Raw genomic sequence first — 20,372 nt, forward strand, 5'->3', positions numbered from 1 at the left:
CTAGGCTGGACGGATGAGCAGGGTCGCACTCATCGACGATCACGAATCCGTCCGTCTCGGTCTCGAGGCCGCGTGCGCTCGCGACGGCGCGCAGACCGTCGTGTTCTCGGGCAGCACCGTCGTCTCCTATCTCGAATGGCGGTCTGCGACGTCCGCGCCGCCGGCCGACGTCGTGGTGCTCGATCTCACGCTCGGTGACGGCACGACCGTCACCGAGAACGTCGGTTCGCTCGTCGCCGACGGGGCGAGCGTCGTGATCCACAGCGTCGCAGACCGACCGGCTGCCGTGCGCGAAGCTCTGGCCGCCGGAGCCGCGGGGGTCGTCAGCAAGTCCTCGGCGCTCGACGACGTGCTCGACGCGATCCGCACGGTCGCCGACGGCGAGGCGCTCAACAACGTGGAGTGGGCGAGTGCCGTCGACGGTGATCGCGACTTCGCCGACGCCCAGCTGTCGTCGCGTGAGCGCGATGTGCTGCGCCTCTACGCGGCGGGCCTGCCGCTGAAGGCCGTGGCGGAGCGACTCGGGGTCGCCTATTCGACCGCCAAGGAGAACATCACCCGGATCAGGGTGAAGTACGTCGAGGTGGGGCGCCCCGCGCCGACCAAGGTCGACCTGCTTCGCCGTGCGATGGAGGACGGCATCGTCGAAGCCGACGGTGCCCCGAGTGCCCGCTGACCCGCTCAGCATCCGTGAAGCCTGGAGCAGGATTCCCTCTCCGGGCGGCGTGGAGACCGAGTACGAGCGCTTCACCGGCAAGCGGATGGAGCGGATCCTCGCGACCGTCGTCGCGATCGGATCGGGGATCCTCGGCGCGCAGGCGCTGATCGCCGGCATCACGACGATGTCGTGGTCGGATGCCGCGCGGATCGCGATGCTGCTCGCGGTCTTCATCCCGCTCGCGCTGATGCTGATCGCGTGCATCGTCGGGCGAGGGGTGCGCATCGCCTCCGGCGCCTTCGCCATCATCTACGTCGTGGCGCTCGCCGCGTGGCCGAGCTTCGTCGACCCCGTGGGCAACGCCGCGAACCAGCCCTGGATCTTCTTCCTCGTCAACGTCGGTGTCGTCGCGGCGATGCTCGCGTTCCCCCTGTGGCTCCAGTTCGCCTGGGCCGTGGGGCTCCCCTTCGTGTACGGCTACGTCCGACTCGTCGAGGGCGCCTTCTCGCGCGACTTCTGGGTGACCACGGCATTCGACGTGTCGTTCACCCTGATCCTCGGCATCGTGATCATCTCGCTGGGCTGGATGTTCCGCTCGGTCGCCTCCGGCGTCGACGAGGCGCGCGCGCGGGCTGTCGCCTCCTACGCGTCGGCGGCCGCGGCGGCCGCGGCGGAGGAGGAACGCGCGGCGATGTCGGCGCTCATGCACGACAGCGTGCTCGCCGCGCTGATCGCCGCGGAGCGAGCGGAGGGCGAACGGGCGCAGGACCTCGCCGTGGGGATGGCGCGTGAGGCGCTGACCCGCCTCGCGAACACCGAGGCCGCTGTGGCCGAGGAGGGCAGTGATGAGCCGGTCGGTGCCGCGCAGATCGTGATCGAGCTCCGCCGGGCGCTGTCCGAGATCGGGGCGGATGCGATCGTCGAGGAACGGGGCGGCATCGGTCTGATCCCCGGACGCGCGGCCCGCGCGCTCGTGCTCGCGGCGCGCCAGGCCCTCGGGAACTCCGTGACGCACGCGAACGGGCGGGGACTGCACATCATCGCCGAGGGCAGAGGCGACGAGGGCATCACCGTCACGATCTCCGACGCCGGCCCCGGATTCGACATCGAGGCGATCGGGGCCGATCGCCTCGGTATCAAGGCATCGATCTTCGCGCGCATGGCGGGTGTCGCGGGCACGGCGGAGATCGATTCGAGCGAGTGTGGCACGACGGTGACGCTGGGGTGGGAGCGCCCGTGAACCGCACCGTACGCAGTGTCGCGACCTCGCTCGCCGTGGGGTTCGCGATGTACTTCGCCGCCAGAGGCGTCTGGTGGATCGAGCAGCCCACCGGCCCCCTGCTGATGGTCGCGGCGATCGCGCTCTACCTCGTCGTCGTGAACGCGGCGATCCTGTGGGAGTCGGCATCGTCGGTGCGGATGCCTCTGTGGGTCGCCCTCGCCGCACTCGTGTCGAGCGTGCTGATCCCGGTGCTCGTCACGCTCTCGCTCGAATCGGTGACGCTGACAGCACCCTTCGCGACCTGGTACATCGGCGCGCTCGGGCTGCTGGGCGTGGTGTGCGTGGTGCGCCGGCGATTCGTGATCGGCTGGCTGATCGTGCTCGTCCTGGTCGTCGCGTCCGCGGCTTTCCTCGGGCTGGTGGTGGCGCTGTCGCTCGGCCTCGTCGGCTCGCTGATGTGGGTCGCCGTCGCCCACCTCCTGGTGATGTTCTGGGATCGTGCCGTGCGCGACACGGAGCGGCTCGCGGGCATCCAGCAGGCAGTGTCCGCCTGGCATGCGACGCAGCAGGTGCGGCAGAGGGAACGGCGTCTTCGCACGCAGTTCGCTCTCGCCGTCGCGGGGCCGGTGCTGAGTCGAGTCGTCGCATCGCGCGGTGGGCTCGATGATGAGGAGAGGCTTCACGCACGCCTCGCAGAGGGGCGCCTCCGTGACGAACTGCGGGGTGCGGACCTGCTGAACGACTCGGTGCGGGATGCGATCGAGGATGCGCGGCGACGGGGAGCAGCGGTCACGGTGTTCGACGAGGGCGGGCTCGCAGACGTGGATGAGGCCCGCCGGGCGGTGATCCGAGACGAGCTCGCACGCGTGCTCCGCGACGGCGTCGCCGAGCGCTGGATCATCCGTGCGGCGCGTGATCCGGTCACGGCGGTGACGGTGGTCGGGCGTGGAGGTTCCGGCGGACCGAGCGACGACGACGCGGTCGACGTCTGGCACGAGATCCCCCGGGAGCCCGCAGAGGGATGAAGCCCCTGCCCTCGGCTCTGGCCGGGGGAGGAGGTCAGAGTCGAGGTCAGACAGAGTGGGCGAGGGGCGGCGAATCCGCCTGCCCCTCGCCATGCGGAACAGTTACCCGAAAACCGTCCGCTGGTGGCCGGTCTGCGTCTGTCTACCCTGGGACAGAGAGACCAGCCGAACGCGAAGCGTCTTACTCAGTCTCATGGTTATTCAAGTCGTTGTCTGTAGGTATTTTGGGGGACACGGAGGACCGACGTATGCGAGAAGATGAGGCATGGGAATGCGCCGAGGAACCAACCTCCCCCGAATGGGTGACTTCAACCAGTCGGTGATCCTCGAGGCCATCCGCCGCTCGGACGCCGGGCTCAGCCGGATCGAACTGGTCGAGGCGACCGGCCTCTCGGCCCAGACGATCACGAACATCACTCGACGCCTGCTGGACGAGGGCTTCATCGCCGAGGGTGGGCGCACGATCAACGGGCCGGGCAAGCCGCGGGTCACGCTTCGGCTGGTGGCGGAGAGCCGCTTCTCGGTGGGCGTGCACCTCGACCCCGCCGTCATCACGTTCGTGCTGCTCGACATGTCGGGCACGGTCGTGCATCGACGCGTGGTCAGGACGCCGGACAAGGACCCTCGACGCATCGTCGAGACGGTCGCGCACACGATCGACCTCCTGATCGACGAGGCCGGCGTGGAGCGGGGGCTCGTCTCGGGGATCGGGGTCGCGGCTCCCGGTCCGCTCGACGCCGAGAAGGGCACCGTGATCGACCCGCCGAAGCTGCACGGGTGGCATCGGGTGCCGCTGCGCTCGGTGCTCGCGGAGGCCACGGGCTTCGAGGTCACGCTCGAGAAGGACACGACGGCCGCGGCCGTCGGGGAGCTGTGGACGAGCAAGACGATGACGGAGGGGTCGTTCCTGTTCATCTATCTCGGAACAGGGCTCGGCGCGTCGGTGGTCCGCGAGGGTGGCGTCATCGCGGGAAGCTCGCACAACTTCGGCGAGATCGGACACATCATCGTGGACCCGGACGGCCCCCGATGCCTCTGCGGGATGCGGGGATGCGTCGAGGTGGTGTGCACCCCTCAGGCCATCGTCGAGCAGGCTGAGGCGGCCGGCGTCTTCGAGGATGATCGTGAGGCCAGCGACGAGCGCGCCGTCGATGCCCGATTCACCCAGCTGTGCGAGCGTGCCGCGGCGGGGGAGGCCCCCGCGCTCGGAGTGCTGCGCCGCGCAGCAGGACACATCACGGTCCTCATCGCGGCGCTGACGAACGTCCTCGACGTCGATCGTGTCGTTCTCGGCGGGCCGTTCTGGGGCCGCCTGGCCGAGGTGTACCTCGAGGAGATTCCGGCACCCCTCCACCGGCTCAGCGCGACGCGAGCGGTGCGGGCACTGCCGGTCGAGGGGACGGTGGTCGGAGACGACGTCGGTGCGGTGGGAGCCGCGTGCGTCGTGCTCGATGCGGTGTTGACGCCTCGAGCATCGGATCTCTACCTCGAGGACTGAACGCCCCGTCAATCTGAATACCGGTATATCGGTTAGGGGTCGACGGCAATATCTCCACTCGATGTACTATCGAGGGGATGCGCCGACTGGGGTGATCCGATGATCGGGACCACCGTCCCGCATCGACCGGGGGGAGACCGTCTGCGTGGCCCGGGAGCTGGGGGGCTCCGGGCCTCGCAGGCCCGTCATCCGACTGGGCTCAGCCCGAGAACCGTCCCCACGGGATGTCTCTCCGCAGCTGTCTCCGGAGGGGACGCTGCGTTCGCGTCCACGCAGAGACGCGGGGCTCGTCGGCCACGGCATCCGCAGTCTCCTGCGCGTATGCGTCGCCGACCACCGCGATGAGCGCGGCGAGCTCCTCCTCTGTGGCGGAGCCGCGCGTGATCTCGATCGTCGGGGGTCGCTCTGCGTCCGCCGACGTCGTGGGTGCGTCCTGCGCGCTCACAGGGGGATGTTCCCGTGCTTCTTCGGCGGCAGTTCGGCGCGCTTGCCGCGCAACGCGCGGAGGGCCTTGGCGATCGAGACGCGGGTGTTCGCGGGCTCGATGATGCCGTCGATCTCGCCGCGCTCCGCGGCGAGGAACGGCGAGGTCACGCTGTACGTGTACTCGTTCGCGAGGCGCGTGCGCACGGCGGCGACGTCTTCACCGGCCTCTTCGGCGCGCTTGATCTCGCCGCGGTACAGGATGTTGACGGCACCCTGGCCGCCCATGACCGCGATCTCGGCGGTGGGCCAGGCGAGGTTCACGTCGGCGCCGAGCTGCTTCGAGCCCATGACGATGTAGGCGCCGCCGTAGGCCTTGCGCAGGATGACCGTGACGAGCGGCACCGTCGCCTCGGCGTACGCGTAGATGAGCTTGGCGCCGCGGCGGATCACGCCGGTCCACTCCTGGTCGGTGCCGGGGAGGTACCCGGGCACGTCGACCAGGGTGACGATCGGGATCGAGAACGCGTCGCAGAAGCGCACGAACCGGCTCGCCTTCTCGCCCGCCTCGATGTTCAGGGTGCCGGCCATCTGCGACGGCTGGTTGGCGATGATCCCGACGGACCGGCCCTCGACGCGACCGAAGCCGATCACGATGTTCGGGGCGAAGAGCGGCTGCACCTCGATGAAGTCCCCGGCGTCGACGACGTGCTCGATCACCGTGTGGATGTCGTACGGCTGGTTGGGGGAGTCGGGGATGATCGTGTTCAGCGAGCGATCGGCATCCGTGGTCTCCCACTCGAAGCCGCTCTCGTAGCCGGGGATCTCGGCCATGTTGTTGTCGGGGAGGAAGCCGAGCAGCGTGCGCGCGTAATCGATCGCGTCATCCTCGTCCTGGGCGAGGTAGTGCGCGACGCCCGAGCGGGTGTTGTGCGTGAGGGCACCACCGAGCTCCTCCATGCCGACGTCCTCACCCGTGACCGTCTTGATGACGTCGGGGCCGGTGACGAACATCTGGCTGGTCTTGTCGACCATGATGACGAAGTCGGTCAGAGCCGGTCCGTAGACGGCGCCGCCGGCGGCAGGACCCATGATGATCGAGATCTGCGGGATGACACCCGACGAGCGGGTGTTCAGTCGGAAGATCTCGCCGTACTTGCTGAGGGCGAGCACGCCCTCCTGGATGCGGGCGCCGCCCGAGTCGAGGATGCCGATGATCGGCATGCCGCCGGAGAGGGCGAACTCCATGATCTTGATGATCTTGTCGCCGGAGACCTCGCCGAGCGAGCCCCCGAAGGTGGTGAAGTCCTGCGAGTAGACGGCGACGGTTCGACCGTGGATCGTGCCGACGCCCGTCACGACCGAGTCGCCGTACGGGCGGTTCCGATCCATCCCGAAAGCGGTGCTGCGATGGCGCACGTATTCGTCGAACTCGACGAAGCTTCCGGGATCGACGAGCAGTTCGATGCGCTCGCGGGCGGTCATCTTGCCCTTGGCGTGCTGCTTGTCGTGCGCGATCTTCTCAGCGTCGACAACGGCTTCGTTGTAGCGAGCGCGGAGGTCTGCGATTCTGCCGGCGGTGGTCGAGAGTTCGGGCTTGTCCGTCACGGATTCCACCCTATCGTCGGCTCGGCCCGCTCCGTTGGATGCTCGCCACAACGGGTCGCACGATCCTTTGGTGGCTGTCCGCAGACTGCGCGCTCTGCGGAGGTCGTCGCGCACTCAGTCGCGGCGCGAACCCGACGGATCCGAGCCCAGGTCTCCCGGCAGGTCATGCGTTCCCTGCGCCTCGATCGCGGCCGCGTCCTTGCGGCCGCGTCCGACCGAGGCGATCCTCCGACCTGCCCAGCCGACGCCGCGGGCGGCCGAGCCGGCGGCGCCGGCCACAGCCCCACCGACGAACTGCGCGCCGTGCAGCATCCGGAGTTCGAGCTTCTCCGCGCCGTCGACCGGCTCGAGGTCGAGGGGCAGGTCCATCGGAGCCGCACCGAACGCGCGGTGCGAGGTCGTGAGCACGCGGCGTCCGAGGATGTGGTTGCCCGCCCCGCCCACGGCGGCGCCGACACCGAACGGCAGCGCCTTGCCGATGAAGGAGGCTCCGCCCTTGGCGGCGAACTGCTTCACGAACATGCTCTTGAGTCGATCGACCAGCGGCCCGACCGCTGCGCGGGGGAGCGACTTCGTGACCATCTCGCCCCAGTACGACGAACGCGTCCCGCCCTTGCCTGTCGCCTCGCCGGCGAGCTGGCCGACGAGGGCCACGCCCTCTTTGCCGAGCATCAGCGTCATGACCAGCGCTCGGGCCCTGTCGGGGTTCGAGACCGCGATGCCGTGCACTTCGGCGACGGACTGCGCGAACAGTGCTGTGGACTCGACGAACCCGACGGTCTCCACACCGGACAGCGCGAGGGTGATTCCGGTGCCTATCCCCGGGACGACCGCCGTCGCTCCGACGGCGGCGCCGCCGGTCGTCACGGCAGCGAGGTAGCGGCGCTCGAGGATGCGGATGATCTGCTCGGGGGACGCGTGGGGGTTGCGCAGTCGGATGCTCCGGATGTGCGCGAGGACGAGCGGGCGCTGGATCGAGAGGACGCGATCGAGGCCCCGCACCATGAACGGATGCTCCGTGGACCCCACAGGCGGCACACCTCTGTCCCACGGAGAGTCGTCGGGAAGGGAATGGATCTTGTGCACCTTGGGGCCCATGGATCGATCCTAGGAACCCAGACCGCGAAAATGCCGAAAGCCCGGCTCCCTTGACGGGGCCGGGCTTTCGTGCGAGACGATCAGACGAACAGGTTCGCCCGCTCGAGGTCCTCGGCGAAGTCGACCTCGACCGCGTAGAGGTCCGACACGTCCATCGGCTCGAGCAGAAGGCCGTCCTCGGCGATCGCGAGCTCGAGGCCACGCTCGAAGTAGTCCTGGTCCTCGACGCGCTGCAGCTGGCGCATGAACGCCTTCTTGTTCGCGGAGGAGATGTAGTTGATGCCGACCGCCTCGCCGAGACCGCCCTTGACGGTCTTGGAGAGCTCGTTGATGAAGCCCTCGGCCGTGACCGTGTACTTCACCTCTTCGTCGCTCACCTTGGATGTGTTCACGGTGACGAACGACTGGTCGCGCTCGATGTAGGCGGCTGCGCGGCCCAGGATCATCGGGTCGAAGACGACGTCGCCGTTCATCCACAGCACGCCGGACTTGCCGGTGGCGCCGAGTGCACGCAGCAGGCTCTTCGACGTGTTGGTCTCGTCGTAGCGCTCGTTGTGCACGTAGTTGACGTTCGGGAAGGCCTCGATGATCGTCTCGGCGCGGTAGCCGACGACGGCGGTGATGCGGGCATCCGACCCGAAGGCCGCGCGGATGTTGTCGTGCTGCTGACGCATGATCGTGCGGCCGTCGCTGAGCTCGGTGAGCGGCTTCGGCAGCGCGCGGCCCAGGCGTGAGCCCATGCCTGCGGCGAGGATGACGGTCTGAAGAGTCACGAGTGCTCCTAAAGGAAGTATGTGTTCACGGTCGGTTCACCGACCAGACACTTCGTCGTGCCGAGAGTCATGCTAGCGATCGAGGCTGGGAACCCCCGGGGGTTGCGGCCTCCGTTGCCGATTCGTGATCCAGTACACACCCAACACTCAGATTCGTCCAGATCTGCGCGATGATCGGCCCTATCCGTGTTTCGAGCGGCCAATTGTTGCGGTGACCCGAAGAAAAGGGGCGCCCGTTGATACCGTAGGACGGTGACTGCTTCCCCCGACGACCGCACCGATCAGGTGGCTGATGCCGCGCCCCCGACCGTGAAGAAGACGCCGGCTCGGAAGACGCCTGTCAAGAAGGCGGCGAGCACACGCGCGCCGGCGAAGGCGGCGGCCGACAAAGCCGCCGCGACGATCGAGGTGGTGGCTGAGCCTGCTCTGAAGATCGATCGCTCAGCCGACGGTTCTGCCCCGCGGTCCACCGCGACCAAGAAGACCACCTCTGCCACCGCGCGCACGGCAGCCGCCAAGAACTCGGCCCGCCCGGCGAGCACGCGCACCACCGGCGCGAAGACGGCCGCCGCACGCTCCACGGCGGCGAAGACGACGGTCGCCAAGACCACGGCTGCCAGGCCTGCCGCTGCGAAGACGACGGGCGCCAAGACCACGGCGGCCAGGCCTGCCGCTGCGAAGACCACCGCGGCGAAGTCCACGGTCGCGAAGACGGTGGCGGCGAAGGCCGCCGCAGAGAAGAGCGCGGCAGCGAAGTCCAACGCCCGCACGGCTTCTGCCAAGACGGCTTCTGCCAAGACGGCGGCCGCGAAGACTGCCGCGGCGAAGACCGCCGCAGCCAAGGCGGCCGCGGCCAAGGCCGCTGCGGCCGAGGCGGAAGCGGCAAAGGTCGCGGAGGCGGAGGCCAAGACCGCCCAGGCGGAAGCCACGGTCGCCGCTGCGGCACCCGGGGCTCCCTCCGTCGAGGAGGCGACGTCGCCGGCGACAGCGGATGCTCCGGAGGAGACGGTCGCCGGGCCCGCTGTCGAGAGCGAGGAGGTTTCGTCCTCGACAGAACCCCAGATCCTCGAGGGTGCCGCCGAGTCGACGGGCGTCCCGCTCGATGAGGACTCTGCGGTCGACGACGCGACGGCAGAGGTGGTGAAGACCGACGACACCAGCGCGGATGACGCGCCGGCCACGGCGAGCCCGGCAGGCGACGCAGACGGCGCCGTCTCGGACGCCGATGCGACGGAAGAGGCGGTCAGCGGTGTCGACGCGGCATCCGCGGCCGAGGCGATCCGCATCCGTGGTCTCGTGAAGAACTTCGGTGATCACACCGCGGTGAACGGCATCGACCTCACTGTGCCCGCCGGCTCGTTCTACGGAATCGTCGGCCCCAACGGGGCGGGCAAGACGACGACCCTGTCGATCGTCGCCGGGCTCCTGCGCGCCGACGAGGGCGACGTCGTGATCTGCGGCATCGACCAGAAGGCGAAGCCGCTTGCGGCGAAGCGGATGATGGGCGTGCTGCCCGACCGGCTCCGCACCTTCGACCGTCTCACCGGTCGCCAGCTCCTCTACTACTACGGATTGCTCCGAGGCCTCGCCTCGGACGTCATCGAGAAGCGCGTGGGCGACCTCGCACGGGCCTTCGACCTCGGAGAGGCGCTCAACCGCGTCGTCTCCGACTACTCGGCCGGCATGACCAAGAAGATCATGCTTGCGGGTGCGATGATCCACTCGCCGCGGGTCCTGGTGCTCGACGAGCCCTTCGAGGCGGTCGACCCTGTGTCTTCGGCCGTGATCCTCGACATCCTGCGTGCATACGTCGCGCACGGTGGAACGGTCATTCTCTCCAGCCACGGCATGGATCTCGTCGAGCGCGTCTGCTCGCGCGTCGCGATCATCGTCGGCGGAGACGTGCTGGCCGAGGGCACGATCGACGAGGTGCGTGCAGGGCAGACGCTCGAGGCGCGATTCGTCGAGCTCTCCGGCGGTATCGGCGAGGTGGAGGGGCTCGAGTGGCTGCACACGTTCTCCGACTGAGGGCGGCGCTCCTGATCGGATCGCTCCGCGGCGAACGTCGGGTGCGGACGCTGGTCATGCTCGCCGTCATCGTCGTCCTCACTGCTGTCGTCTGCGCCGCAGTCCTGAGCCTCGACGACGCCCCCGTCGCCGTCGCGCGCACGGTCATCGTGCTCGGCAGCGCAGCGCTCCTCCTGGGCTTCCTCGTCGGCCCCATCCTCGTGGGCGCCGTCGACCAGCTCGATCCGCGACGGTTCGCGGTGTTCGGGGTCGACGAACGGCAGATGCCGTGGATCCTCGCCCTCGCGTCGTTCATCAGCGTCCCGAGCCTGGCGCTGCTCGCCGTCAACATCAGTGTCTGCATCGTCGCGATCCGATTGGGCGCGCCCTGGCCTCTCGCGGTCCTGATGAGCGTGGTGAGTCTCGTGTCGACGATCCTCTCGGCACGGATCGGGATGGCCGTGAACGCGCTCGTGCTGCCCGAACGTCGCTCGCGTGAACTCACCGCGCTCTTCGCCCTGGCAGTGGTCGTGATCGCCTTCCCCGTCGCGGTCTTCCTGGCGTCCCTCAAGTGGGACGGGCATGTCCCCGCCGCGGTCGCCACTCTCACGGCGGCCGTCGGATTCACCCCCTTCGCGGCATCGTCGCGGTTCCTCTTCTCGTTCGCGACGGATGATTCCTCGGGTGCCTGGATCAGCGGCATCGTGGCGTTCGCGACCGCAGCGGCTCTCTGGGTGCTGTGGACGTGGCTCGTGCGTCGTCTGCTCACCACCACCGAGCGTCCTGTCGCATCGCGGGAACGATCCGGACTCGGCTGGTTCGGTCTGCTGCCCTCGAACGCGTTCGGGGCGATCGCGGCGCGCAGCCTCGTGTACTGGCTGCGCGACCGTCGCTACATCATGAACCTCATCGTGGTCCCGGTCGCCGGAGTGCTCACGGTGCTCCCGCTCCTCGTCGCGGGTGTGCCGCTCGAGATCGCAGCGCTCGTGCCGGTCCCCGTCATGGCGCTGTTCTTCGGATGGCTCCCGCACAACGACGTCGCCTACGACTCGACCGCGTTGTGGACCCACGTGGCCAGCGGTGTGCGCGGCATCCCCGATCGTCTGGGGCGACTGGTGCCGGTGATCCTCGTGGCGCTGCCGGTGCTCGCGATCGCGGTGCCGCTCACTCTGCTCTGGATCGACGACTGGCGTCTGCTGCTTCCGCTCACCGGTGTCGGCGCCAGCCTGCTGCTGTCGGCTCTCGGATTCTCGAGCATCGTCTCGGTGATCGCCCCCTATGCCGTCTCCCGGCCGGGCGACAGCCCGTTCCAGCAGCCTCAGCGACCGACCTCGCGTGGTGCATACGGCCCGGCCGCGGCGTTCCTCGGTGCCATCGTCGTGAGCATCCCGGCGATCTGGCTGCTCGTGCTCACGATGCTCGAGGGGTCGCGGTTCGCCCCGGCGACCTTCTGGGCGGGGCTCGCGACCGGTGTGGTCATGCTCGCCGTCGGAGTCACCGTCGGAGGGCGGATCTTCGAGCGCGAAGGTGAGCGCCTGATGGAGTTCGTCGAGACCGCGTGACACCCGCCCACCCCGGGCCGGGCACGGCTAGACTCTCGGCATGAGTACTCCGCTGGACAGCCCCGATCAGGGCGGCGTGGCAACGCTTGATCGCGAACTGGAAGAGCTCCTCCGGGAGGAGAACCTCGAACCGGGCGACCACGAGCGCTTCTCGCACTACGTCAAGAAAGACAAGATCCTCGAGTCCGCGATCACCGGCAAGCCGGTGCGTGCGCTGTGCGGCAAGAAGTGGACTCCGGGTCGCGACCCGGAGAAGTTCCCGATCTGCCCCACCTGCAAGGAGATCTACGAGTCGATGATCAGCTGAGCCGCACAGGCTCAGCCGTGGATCAGTCCGCGTCGATGAACACCGTCGGTATCGCCGGATCCGACTTGCTCAGTGCGAGTGCTCGGACGGGAAGCTCCTCTCGCACGCGCAGGTGATGCGCCCGTGCCGACGCCGTGCCTTCCGGTCCTTCGTAGGCGGTGTCGATCTCTCCGGCCTCGACGAAGGTCGTCTGCAGGGCGCGTCCGTCCGGATGCTCTGCCGGGGTGTCGAGGTGTTCGAACCCGTCGGAGACGACCACGGTCTCGGTGGTCGCCACACCGTCGACGAGGGTGCGGAAGGCCGCCTTGCGTCCGCCGTGAGATGCCTTGTCGGTCGATGCCTTCGCCACGCCGATCCATGCCCCGGTCGGATCCTGACGGGCGACGAGCTTGTAGACCATGCTCGCCGTGGGATAACCGGATCCCGTGACGACAGAGGTGCCGACGCCGTATGCGTCGACGGGCGACGCCGCCAGTGCGGCGATCGCGTACTCGTCGAGGTCGCTCGTGACCGTGATCCGCGTGTCCGTCGCGCCGAGCTCGTCGAGCTGAGCACGCACCTCGGCAGCGACGATCGGCAGGTCGCCGGAGTCGATGCGCACGCCGCCGAGGCCGGTGCCGGCGACGCGGATGGCCGTCTCGACTCCCGCGCGGATGTCGTAGGTGTCGACGAGCAGGGTCGTGTCCGTCCCGAGGCTGTCGATCTGTGAGCGGAAGGCCTCCTCCTCGGTCTCGTGCAGAAGCGTCCACGAGTGCGCGGCCGTGCCCATGGTCGGGATGCCCCATCGGCGGCCCGCTTCGAGGTTGCTGGTCGCACGGAAGCCGGCGATGTAGGCGGCGCGGGCTGCGGCGACGGCGGACTGCTCGGCGGCGCGACGGGATCCCATCTCGGCGAGCGGTCGCTCGCCGGCCGCGATGCTCATACGGGATGCCGCCGTGGCGACCGCCGAATCGTGGTTGAGGACGCTGAGTGCGAGCGTCTCGAGCACGACGGCGTCGGCGAACGAGCCCTCGACGGTCAGGATGGGGGAGCCGGGGAAGTACAGCTCGCCCTCGCGGTAGCCGCGGATGGAGCCCGTGAACCGGTAGTTCTCGAGGTACGTGAGTGAATCGGCATCGACGACATCGTTGTCGCGCAGGAAGCGCAGCTCGTCGTCTTCGAAGCGGAATTCGCGGAGCAGAGTGAGCAGGCGTCCGGTGCCGGCCACCACGCCGAAGCGGCGCCCTCCGGAGAGTCGACGGGAGAAGAGCTCGAACACGCTCGGGCGGGACGCGGTCCCGTCACGCAACGCGGCGGCGAGCATGGTGAGTTCGTAACGGTCGGTCAGAAGCGCCGTGGACGTCGTCATGCGCTCAGCTTAGTGACGACATCCACTCGGGTTGCTGAGCATGACGCGGTGTGCGCGCGGGTAGGCTGGTGAGTCATGAACGACGCCCCGATCGGAATCTTCGACTCCGGTGTCGGCGGACTCACGGTGGCCAGAGCCATCCGAGCCCAGCTGCCCCGGGAATCGTTCGTCTACATCGGCGACACGGCCCATTCGCCGTACGGACCGAAACCCATCGCCGATGTGCGGCGCTACAGCCTCGAGGTGCTCGACACGCTGGTGGATCAGGGCGTGAAGATGCTCGTGATCGCCTGCAACACGGCATCCGCAGCCATGCTGCGCGACGCGCGGGAGCGCTACGACGTCCCGGTCGTCGAAGTGATCGGCCCCGCCGTGAGGCGCGCGGTCTCGACCACGCGCAACGGACGCGTGGGCGTGATCGGCACAGTCGGAACGATCGGCTCGCGCGCGTATCAGGACATGCTCGAGGTGAACGAGCGCCTCGAGGTCTTCACCGCCGCGTGTCCCCGCTTCGTCGAGTTCGTCGAGGGCGGCATCACCGGCACGCCCGAGGTCCTCGCGACAGCCGAGGAGTACCTCGCGCCGCTGCGTGACGCCGAGGTCGACACCCTGGTGCTCGGATGCACGCACTACCCGTTCCTCCGCGGCGCGATCAGCTACGTGATGGGGGAGGGGGTCACGCTGGTCTCCAGCGACGACGAGACCGCGGGCGACGTCTACCGGCAACTGGTCCGCGGCGACCTCCTCGCGTCGCCCGATGCCACTGCGTCGTATGTCTATGAGGCGACGGGCGACTCGACCACCGAGTTCACCGCGCTCGCCAACCGTCTGATGGGCCGGGAGGTGCGCGACGTGCAGCTCGTGCAGACCGGCGTCATCACTCTTCCGGAGTCAGCCGCAGGGCTCTGACTCCTCCGCAGCATCCACCCGCTTCTCCCACCGCACCGAAGGAATCCCATGACCAGCATCGTTCGCGCCGACGGCCGCTCCACCGACCAGCTCCGTGAGATCACGATCGAGCGCGGCTGGAGCAGCCACGCCGAAGGGTCGGCCCTGATCAGCTTCGGCGGCACCAAGGTGCTGTGCACCGCATCGTTCACGAACGGCGTGCCCCGCTGGCTCACCGGCAAGGGCAAGGGCTGGGTGACCGCCGAATACTCGATGCTTCCGCGTGCGACGAACAGCCGCAACGACCGCGAGAGCGTGAAGGGCCGCATCGGCGGACGCACTCATGAGATCTCGCGCCTGATCGGCCGCGCGCTGCGTGCCGTCGTCGACACCAAGGCACTCGGTGAGAACACCATCGTGATCGACTGCGACGTGCTGCAGGCCGACGGCGGAACGCGCACCGCCGCGATCACCGGCGCCTACGTGGCTCTGGCCGATGCGATCGAGTGGGGTCGCGAGAAGAAGTTCATCGGCAAGAACTCGACGCCGCTGCTCGACTCCGTCGCCGCCGTATCCGTGGGCATCATCGACGGCGAACCCATGCTGGATCTCGCATATGTCGAGGACGTCCGCGCGGAGACCGACATGAACATCGTCGTCACCGGCCGTGGCCTCTTCGTCGAGGTGCAGGGCACCGCCGAGGGCGCGCCGTTCGACAAGCGCGAGCTCGATGCGCTGCTCGAGCTGGGCGTCGCCGGCTGCGCCGACCTGAAGGACCAGCAGCTGAAGGCGCTCGCGGGCTGATGAAGGTCGTCCTCGCCACGCACAATCCGCACAAAGTCGCGGAGTTCCAGCAGATCGTCGCGTCCACGCGTCCCGATCTCGAGGTCATCGGCTACGACGGACCGGAGCCGGTCGAGGACGGGGTGACGTTCGCGGAGAACGCGCTCATCAAGGCGCGCGCTGCATCGGCGCACACGGGACTCGCGGCCCTCGCCGACGACTCCGGCATCTGCGTCGATGTGCTCGGCGGGTCGCCCGGGGTGTTCTCGGCCTACTGGGCGGGGCAGAAGAAGGATGCTGCGGCCAACCTCGAGCTGCTCCTCGACCAGCTCCGCGACATCGCCGACCCGCACCGCACCGCCCACTTCAACTCGACCATCGCGCTGGTGACCCCGGAGGGTGCCGAGCACGTGGTCGTCGGGAACTGGCCGGGGCGGCTCGCGAGTGAGGCATCCGGCGGGGGTGGGTTCGGCTACGACCCGATCTTCGTGCCGGACGGTCAGCCTGAGGGCGCCGAGCGCACCGTGGGGGATTTCACCGCCGACGAGAAGCAGGCACAGTCGCACCGAGCTCGTGCGTTCGCAGAACTGGTTCCGCTGCTCGCCGATCTCTGAGTCGTGATCCCAGTAACCACTACGCTTGACGTACTTCAAGCGTAGTGGTTAGTGTGGTCGGCATGCGAGAACTCACCTACTACATCGGCGTGACCCTCGACGGATTCATCGCTGGACCTGCCGACGAGGTCGACTTCTACCCGGTGACTCCGGCTTTCGCCGAGACTCTGGGCACGGAGCTGGCCGACATCCAACCCGCGCATGTCCGCGCCGGGCGGGGAGGAGCGGAGCAACCGCTCACTCGATTCGACACCGTCGTGATGGGCCGCCGCACGTACGAGCCGGCGCTGCAGGCCGGCATCACCGATCCGTATTCGCAGTTGCGCACCGTCGTGTTCAGTCGCTCGCTGCCCGATCCGGGTGAACCGACCGTCGAGATCGTGCGCACGGATCCCGTCGAGCGGGTGCGCGAGCTCAAGAACGAGGAGGGGCTCGGCATCTATCTCGCCGGCGGAGCGGTGCTCGCAGGCGTGCTGCTCGACGAGATCGACCGCCTGATCGTCAAGAAGTATCCGGTGATCGTCGGCGCCGGCATCCCGATGGCGCGGCATGAGTTCTCGCCGACGCACTTCGCCCTCGACCAGGTGCGCTCGTTCGACAACGGCTGTGTCGTGCTCGAGTACTCGCGGCTGCGCTGAGAACGCGGCTACTGAGAATCATCACCATTCCCGACTGCGCGCAGACCCGCCGAACGGCACGATCGCCGGTCTAGCCTGGAGGCATGCACGATCACGCGCCCGCCGCCGGCGGCATCCGCTCTGCGAGCCATCGCCGCCTTCTGGCGATCTCGCTGAGCCTGACCGCGACCATCATGGTCGTGCAGGTCGTGGGCGCGATCCTCACCGGGTCGCTCGCGCTGCTGGCGGATGCGGCCCACATGTTCACCGACGCGTCGGCCCTCGTGATCGCTCTGATCGCCGCGGCCGTCGCCGCGCGGCCCGCCGACGACCGTCGCACGTTCGGATACCAGCGGGCCGAGGTGTTCGGCGCCCTGATCAACGCGATCATCCTGATCCTGCTCGCCGGGTGGGTCGGGATCGAGGCGGTCGGTCGACTGCTGAACCCGGGCGAGACCGAGGTCGCCGGAGGGCTGATGCTCGTCGTCGCGGTCGTCGGACTCGTGGCCAATGCGATCTCGATGTGGCTCCTGAGCCGTGCCCAGCGCACCAGCATCAACGTCCGCGGCGCATACCTCGAGGTGATGGGCGACCTCATCGGCTCGGCGATGGTGATCATCGCCGCGATCGTGATCGTCACGACCGGATGGATGCCGGCAGACGCGCTCGCATCGATCATGATCGCCGTGCTGATCATCCCTCGTGCCATCGCGCTGCTCCGCGAGGTGTTCTCCGTGCTCTCCGAGTCGGCGCCGAAGGGCACTGCGGTCAGCGACATCCGTCAGCACCTGCTCGACTATGACGGGGTCGTCGGTGTGCACGACGTGCACGTGTGGCAGCTGACGCGCGGCGCTCCGGTGTTCAGTGCGCACGTCAGCGTCGAACCCGCGCTCCTTGCCGACGGCCGATCGGCGAAGCTGCTCAGCGACCTCCAGTCGTGCCTCGCGCATCACTTCGACGTGGAGCATTCGACGTTCCAGATCGAGCCTGCCGAGCAGTCGGACTGCGAACCGCATCACGCGTGACGGGTCAGCTCTCGACGACGACCTCGTCGGGGGACTTGTCGGTGCGCAGCCCGCGCCAGCGGGAATGTCGGAGCACCCTGTCGGGGGTCCAGTTGGCGAACTCCACCTCGCCGACCAGCTCCGGCTCGACCCAGAGTGCGTCGGAGGCATCGACAGCGGGCACTCCGTCGAGCGGTGCCGAGTCGACGCGCAGGGGTGCGAGGCGTGCGAGCAGATCGCGCAGCATCCGGTCGGTGAAACCGGTGCCGACGCGTCCGACGTACCGGAGCCGCCCGGAGTCCGGCACCGCGAGCAGCAGGGAACCGAATGTACCCTCGCGGTCACCCTTGCCGGGGCGGATGCCGACGATCACGACCTCCTGCATCCGGGTGTGCTTGAGCTTGAGCCAGGCGGGGGAGCGCTGGCCTGCGCGATAGCGCGAGGCCGGGTCTTTGACGACCACGCCCTCGAGGCCGAACTCGTCGCTCGCGGCCAGCGCGGCATCCACGTCGTCGAAAACCGGTGGCACCTGCATCGGGGCGTCCAGATCCGAGACGACCTCCTCGAGCAGCGTGCGCCGCTGCGACAGGGGCATCGAGCTCAGGTCGTGTCCGTCGAGGCGCAGCAGATCGAAGACCATGTAGACGATCGGTGTGCGCACGACCTCTCGTTCGATCTCGCGGGGCCGCGTGAGGTGCATCCGATTCTGCAGCAGCGAGAAGCTCGGCCTGCCCTGCCTGTCCAAGGCGACGATCTCCCCGTCGACGATCGCGTCGCCGACCGGCAGGAACGGAGAGCCGTCTGCCGTGAGTTCGGGGTAGCGGCCCGTGATGTCGGTGCCGCTACGGGCGTGCAGCATCATCCGTCCGTCACTCCAGGTGCCGATCGCCCGGATGCCGTCCCACTTGACCTCGACCCACGAGGGGGAGCTCAGGCCGCGGGCGATCGCGGGCGTCCCGTTCTCGGCGAGCATGGGCGAGACGGACGCGGGGGCGGCGGATGCCGGTGTGCTCGCTGCTCCGGCGATCCGCGGTCGGCGCCTCGGTGCGTCACCGCCCCGTGCGGGTGACTCGTCGTCGGAGGCCGGCGGAGGTGCCGACTGCACCCGTCGCGCATGCTCGGTGCGCAGCGGGGCGATGGGGTCGAGACCCGATTCCGCGCGCTCCAGCACGGTCGCGAAGTCGAGCTGGGCGAGATCGGGGTCGTCGAGTTCGTCCCACGTGCGGGGTGCGGCGACCCACGGCTGCGCCCGCCCCCGCATCGAGTACGGCGAGATCGTGGTCTTCTTGCCGTTGTTCTGGCTCCAGTCGAGAAAGACCTTGCCGCCGCGGGCCGCCTTGGCCATGGTGCTGGTGGCGAGGTCGGGATGCTCGGTCTCGATGAGCCGCGCGATCTCCTTCACCACGGCGGAGATCTCGTCACTGGTCTGCTGACCGGGAAGAGCGGCGTAGAGATGGATGCCTTTGCTGCCGCTCGTGACGGGAACGGGGTCGAGGCCGATGTCGGTGAGCAGACCGCGGGCGATGCGGGCGACCTCCGCGCACTGGGCGAGGCCGACGCCGGGGCCGGGGTCGAGGTCCAGCACGAGGCGGTCGGGCCTGCCGGGCAGACCGTCCGGCGCGAAGCGCCACTGCGGCACGTGCAGCTCGATCGCGGCGACCTGTGCGAGCCACACGAGAGTCGGCACGTCCTCGACGAGCGGATACTCCTTCGGTCCATCGGAGTGGCGGATCTCGTGCCGGGCGATCCAGCTCGGGGCTCCGGGCTCGAGCTGCTTCGTGAAGAAGGAATCGGCGGGATGCTCGGTTGTTCCGACCCCCTCGACCCAGCGCTTGCGGGTGACCGGGCGGCCGTCAAGGAGGGGGAGGATGTGGGGCGCGATCGCCGTGTAGTAGGCGATGATCTCGCCCTTGGTCGTGCCGGTCTCGGGATAGACGACCTTGTCGAGGTTGGTGATGCGCAGGCGGCGGCCGTCGATCTGCACGTTCTGCGCCTCCAGAGCCATAGCGCCAGCGTAGTCAAGGTACTGGCCGCGACCGGGGCGCCTGGTGTTCACTGGGGGCATGAGAACGATCTGGAAGGGCGCGCTGACCTTCGGCCTCGTGAACGTGCCGGTCAAGGTGTACTCCGCGACGGAGGATCACGATGTGCCGCTGCATCAGGTGCACGAGAAGGACGGCGGTCGCATCCGGTATCAGCGCACCTGTGAGGTGTGCGGAGAGACCGTGGCGTATGCCGACATCGACCGTGCGTACGTCGAGGAGGGGCAGACGGTCGTACTCACGAAGGACGACCTGGCGGCGCTGCCCGCCGAGAAGAGCCGCGAGATCGACGTCGTCGAGTTCGTGCCGTCGGACCAGGTCGATCTGCTCACCCTCGACAAGCCGTACTACCTCGAGCCCGACTCGAAGTCGCCCAAGGCCTACGTGCTGCTGCGCAAGACGCTCGAGCAGACCGACCGCACGGCGATCGTGCGATTCACGCTGCGTCAGAAGACCCGACTCGCGGCGCTCCGCGTGCGCGGCAAGGTGCTGGTCCTGCAGACGCTGCTGTGGGCCGACGAGGTGCGTGAGGCGGAGTTCCCGGCGCTGGATGAGGACGTGCGGATCTCGAAGAAGGAACTCGAGCTCTCGGCATCCCTCGTCGACAGCTACTCGGCCGACTTCGACCCCGAATCGTTCGTCGACGAGTACCAGAAGGAGCTGCGGACTCTGATCGACGCCAAGATCGAGGCGGGGGACACGTTCGACGTGTCGGAGACGTTCGGCGAGTCCGAAGGCGACGCCAAGAGCGGCGAGGTCATCGACCTCATGGAGGCGCTGCGTGCCAGCGTCGCCCGCACCAAGGCCGCGCGTTCGGAATCCGCCGACACCAAGACGAGCACCAAGAAGAGCCCGAGCAAGAAGACGGCGGGCTGAGAGTCTCAGCCCGCCGTCC

The 20,372-nt window shown here is 68.6% G+C and carries 19 protein-coding genes; 13 read left to right on the forward strand and 6 right to left on the reverse strand.

What is annotated here, in order from left to right:
- The first annotated feature begins 13 nt into the window (after positions 1–13).
- The 4 genes from ACTJKH_RS02865 (at position 14) to ACTJKH_RS02880 (ending at position 4,403) form a co-directional block, all read left to right on the forward strand.
- Positions 14–676 (forward strand): response regulator transcription factor, encoded by a 663-nt coding sequence (locus tag ACTJKH_RS02865; protein WP_210098444.1) that lies wholly within the window; start codon positions 14–16, stop codon positions 674–676.
- Positions 666–1,898, forward strand: a complete 1,233-nt coding sequence (locus tag ACTJKH_RS02870) for an ATP-binding protein (protein ID WP_440735675.1) — start codon at positions 666–668, stop codon at positions 1,896–1,898. The genes ACTJKH_RS02865 and ACTJKH_RS02870 overlap by 11 nt, the downstream gene beginning before the upstream one ends.
- Positions 1,895–2,905 (forward strand): hypothetical protein, encoded by a 1,011-nt coding sequence (locus ACTJKH_RS02875; protein ID WP_440735676.1) that lies wholly within the window; start codon positions 1,895–1,897, stop codon positions 2,903–2,905. Before ACTJKH_RS02870 ends, ACTJKH_RS02875 begins: the two co-directional genes overlap by 4 nt.
- A 298-nt stretch (positions 2,906–3,203) precedes the next feature.
- Positions 3,204–4,403 carry an ROK family transcriptional regulator gene (locus tag ACTJKH_RS02880; protein ID WP_440735677.1) on the forward strand — a complete coding sequence of 400 codons (1,200 nt, stop codon included), beginning with the start codon at positions 3,204–3,206 and terminating at the stop codon, positions 4,401–4,403.
- Positions 4,404–4,602: 199 nt separating this feature from the next.
- Here the strand turns inward: ACTJKH_RS02880 and ACTJKH_RS02885 are convergent, their stop codons facing one another.
- From ACTJKH_RS02885 to ACTJKH_RS02900, 4 genes are all read right to left on the reverse strand, one after another.
- A complete protein-coding gene (locus tag ACTJKH_RS02885; protein ID WP_440735678.1) occupies positions 4,603–4,848 on the reverse strand; it encodes an acyl-CoA carboxylase subunit epsilon in 246 nt (81 codons plus the stop codon).
- A complete protein-coding gene (locus ACTJKH_RS02890; protein WP_372443560.1) occupies positions 4,845–6,434 on the reverse strand; it encodes an acyl-CoA carboxylase subunit beta in 1,590 nt (529 codons plus the stop codon). Before ACTJKH_RS02890 ends, ACTJKH_RS02885 begins: the two co-directional genes overlap by 4 nt.
- Before the next feature lie 114 nt (positions 6,435–6,548).
- The gene (locus tag ACTJKH_RS02895; protein WP_440735679.1) at positions 6,549–7,532 is read right to left on the reverse strand and encodes a hypothetical protein; all 984 of its coding nucleotides are present in this window, start codon (positions 7,530–7,532) and stop codon (positions 6,549–6,551) included.
- Between the two features lie 80 nt (positions 7,533–7,612).
- Positions 7,613–8,305 carry an NTP transferase domain-containing protein gene (locus tag ACTJKH_RS02900; RefSeq protein ID WP_060927173.1) on the reverse strand — a complete coding sequence of 231 codons (693 nt, stop codon included), beginning with the start codon at positions 8,303–8,305 and terminating at the stop codon, positions 7,613–7,615.
- A 252-nt stretch (positions 8,306–8,557) separates the two neighbouring features.
- On the opposite strand from ACTJKH_RS02900, the gene ACTJKH_RS02905 reads away from it, so the two are divergent.
- The 3 genes from ACTJKH_RS02905 to ACTJKH_RS02915 are packed head-to-tail and all read left to right on the forward strand — an operon-like array spanning position 8,558 to position 12,181.
- The gene (locus tag ACTJKH_RS02905) at positions 8,558–10,333 is read left to right on the forward strand and encodes an ATP-binding cassette domain-containing protein (protein WP_440735680.1); all 1,776 of its coding nucleotides are present in this window, start codon (positions 8,558–8,560) and stop codon (positions 10,331–10,333) included.
- A complete protein-coding gene (locus ACTJKH_RS02910) occupies positions 10,309–11,874 on the forward strand; it encodes a hypothetical protein (RefSeq protein WP_440735681.1) in 1,566 nt (521 codons plus the stop codon). Before ACTJKH_RS02905 ends, ACTJKH_RS02910 begins: the two co-directional genes overlap by 25 nt.
- Before the next feature lie 40 nt (positions 11,875–11,914).
- The gene (locus ACTJKH_RS02915) at positions 11,915–12,181 is read left to right on the forward strand and encodes a DUF3039 domain-containing protein (RefSeq protein ID WP_046013003.1); all 267 of its coding nucleotides are present in this window, start codon (positions 11,915–11,917) and stop codon (positions 12,179–12,181) included.
- Between the two features lie 22 nt (positions 12,182–12,203).
- Here the strand turns inward: ACTJKH_RS02915 and ACTJKH_RS02920 are convergent, their stop codons facing one another.
- Positions 12,204–13,529: a nicotinate phosphoribosyltransferase gene (locus tag ACTJKH_RS02920; RefSeq protein WP_440735682.1), complete on the reverse strand. Its 1,326-nt coding sequence runs from the start codon at positions 13,527–13,529 to the stop codon at positions 12,204–12,206.
- A 75-nt stretch (positions 13,530–13,604) separates the two neighbouring features.
- On the opposite strand from ACTJKH_RS02920, the gene murI reads away from it, so the two are divergent.
- From murI to ACTJKH_RS02945, 5 genes are all read left to right on the forward strand, one after another.
- Positions 13,605–14,438 (forward strand): glutamate racemase, encoded by an 834-nt coding sequence (murI, locus tag ACTJKH_RS02925; RefSeq protein ID WP_056312239.1) that lies wholly within the window; start codon positions 13,605–13,607, stop codon positions 14,436–14,438.
- Between the two features lie 48 nt (positions 14,439–14,486).
- Positions 14,487–15,221, forward strand: coding sequence for a ribonuclease PH (gene rph, locus ACTJKH_RS02930; protein WP_056312237.1), 735 nt, complete (start codon positions 14,487–14,489; stop codon positions 15,219–15,221).
- The gene (gene rdgB, locus ACTJKH_RS02935) at positions 15,221–15,814 is read left to right on the forward strand and encodes an RdgB/HAM1 family non-canonical purine NTP pyrophosphatase (RefSeq protein ID WP_259161884.1); all 594 of its coding nucleotides are present in this window, start codon (positions 15,221–15,223) and stop codon (positions 15,812–15,814) included. The genes rph and rdgB overlap by 1 nt, the downstream gene beginning before the upstream one ends.
- Before the next feature lie 62 nt (positions 15,815–15,876).
- Entirely contained in the window at positions 15,877–16,452 is a 576-nt protein-coding gene (locus ACTJKH_RS02940) for a dihydrofolate reductase family protein (protein ID WP_440735683.1), read from the forward strand.
- An 83-nt stretch (positions 16,453–16,535) separates the two neighbouring features.
- Positions 16,536–17,456, forward strand: coding sequence for a cation diffusion facilitator family transporter (locus ACTJKH_RS02945; RefSeq protein ID WP_440735684.1), 921 nt, complete (start codon positions 16,536–16,538; stop codon positions 17,454–17,456).
- A gap of 4 nt (positions 17,457–17,460) precedes the next feature.
- Here the strand turns inward: ACTJKH_RS02945 and ligD are convergent, their stop codons facing one another.
- Positions 17,461–19,440 carry a non-homologous end-joining DNA ligase gene (gene ligD / locus ACTJKH_RS02950; protein WP_440735685.1) on the reverse strand — a complete coding sequence of 660 codons (1,980 nt, stop codon included), beginning with the start codon at positions 19,438–19,440 and terminating at the stop codon, positions 17,461–17,463.
- Positions 19,441–19,498: 58 nt separating this feature from the next.
- On the opposite strand from ligD, the gene ku reads away from it, so the two are divergent.
- Positions 19,499–20,353 (forward strand): non-homologous end joining protein Ku, encoded by an 855-nt coding sequence (gene ku, locus ACTJKH_RS02955; RefSeq protein ID WP_440735686.1) that lies wholly within the window; start codon positions 19,499–19,501, stop codon positions 20,351–20,353.
- Positions 20,354–20,372: the final 19 nt, after the last annotated feature.

It is taken from the genome of Microbacterium sp. 22215 (assembly GCF_052045655.1).
Classification (GTDB): Bacteria; Actinomycetota; Actinomycetes; order Actinomycetales; family Microbacteriaceae; genus Microbacterium; species Microbacterium phyllosphaerae.

Bases quoted from the DNA above. Each gene is read 5' to 3' on its own strand.
- ACTJKH_RS02865 (WP_210098444.1), top strand. From the start codon at position 14: ATGAGCAGGGTCGCACTCATCGACGATCACGAATCCGTCCGTCTCGGT.
- ACTJKH_RS02880 (WP_440735677.1), top strand. From the start codon at position 3,204: ATGGGTGACTTCAACCAGTCGGTGATCCTCGAGGCCATCCGCCGCTCG.
- ACTJKH_RS02895 (WP_440735679.1), bottom strand. From the start codon at position 7,532: ATGGGCCCCAAGGTGCACAAGATCCATTCCCTTCCCGACGACTCTCCG.
- ACTJKH_RS02915 (WP_046013003.1), top strand. From the start codon at position 11,915: ATGAGTACTCCGCTGGACAGCCCCGATCAGGGCGGCGTGGCAACGCTT.
- ACTJKH_RS02920 (WP_440735682.1), bottom strand. From the start codon at position 13,529: ATGACGACGTCCACGGCGCTTCTGACCGACCGTTACGAACTCACCATG.
- murI (WP_056312239.1), top strand. From the start codon at position 13,605: ATGAACGACGCCCCGATCGGAATCTTCGACTCCGGTGTCGGCGGACTC.
- rph (WP_056312237.1), top strand. From the start codon at position 14,487: ATGACCAGCATCGTTCGCGCCGACGGCCGCTCCACCGACCAGCTCCGT.
- rdgB (WP_259161884.1), top strand. From the start codon at position 15,221: ATGAAGGTCGTCCTCGCCACGCACAATCCGCACAAAGTCGCGGAGTTC.
- ACTJKH_RS02940 (WP_440735683.1), top strand. From the start codon at position 15,877: ATGCGAGAACTCACCTACTACATCGGCGTGACCCTCGACGGATTCATC.
- ACTJKH_RS02945 (WP_440735684.1), top strand. From the start codon at position 16,536: ATGCACGATCACGCGCCCGCCGCCGGCGGCATCCGCTCTGCGAGCCAT.
- ligD (WP_440735685.1), bottom strand. From the start codon at position 19,440: ATGGCTCTGGAGGCGCAGAACGTGCAGATCGACGGCCGCCGCCTGCGC.
- ku (WP_440735686.1), top strand. From the start codon at position 19,499: ATGAGAACGATCTGGAAGGGCGCGCTGACCTTCGGCCTCGTGAACGTG.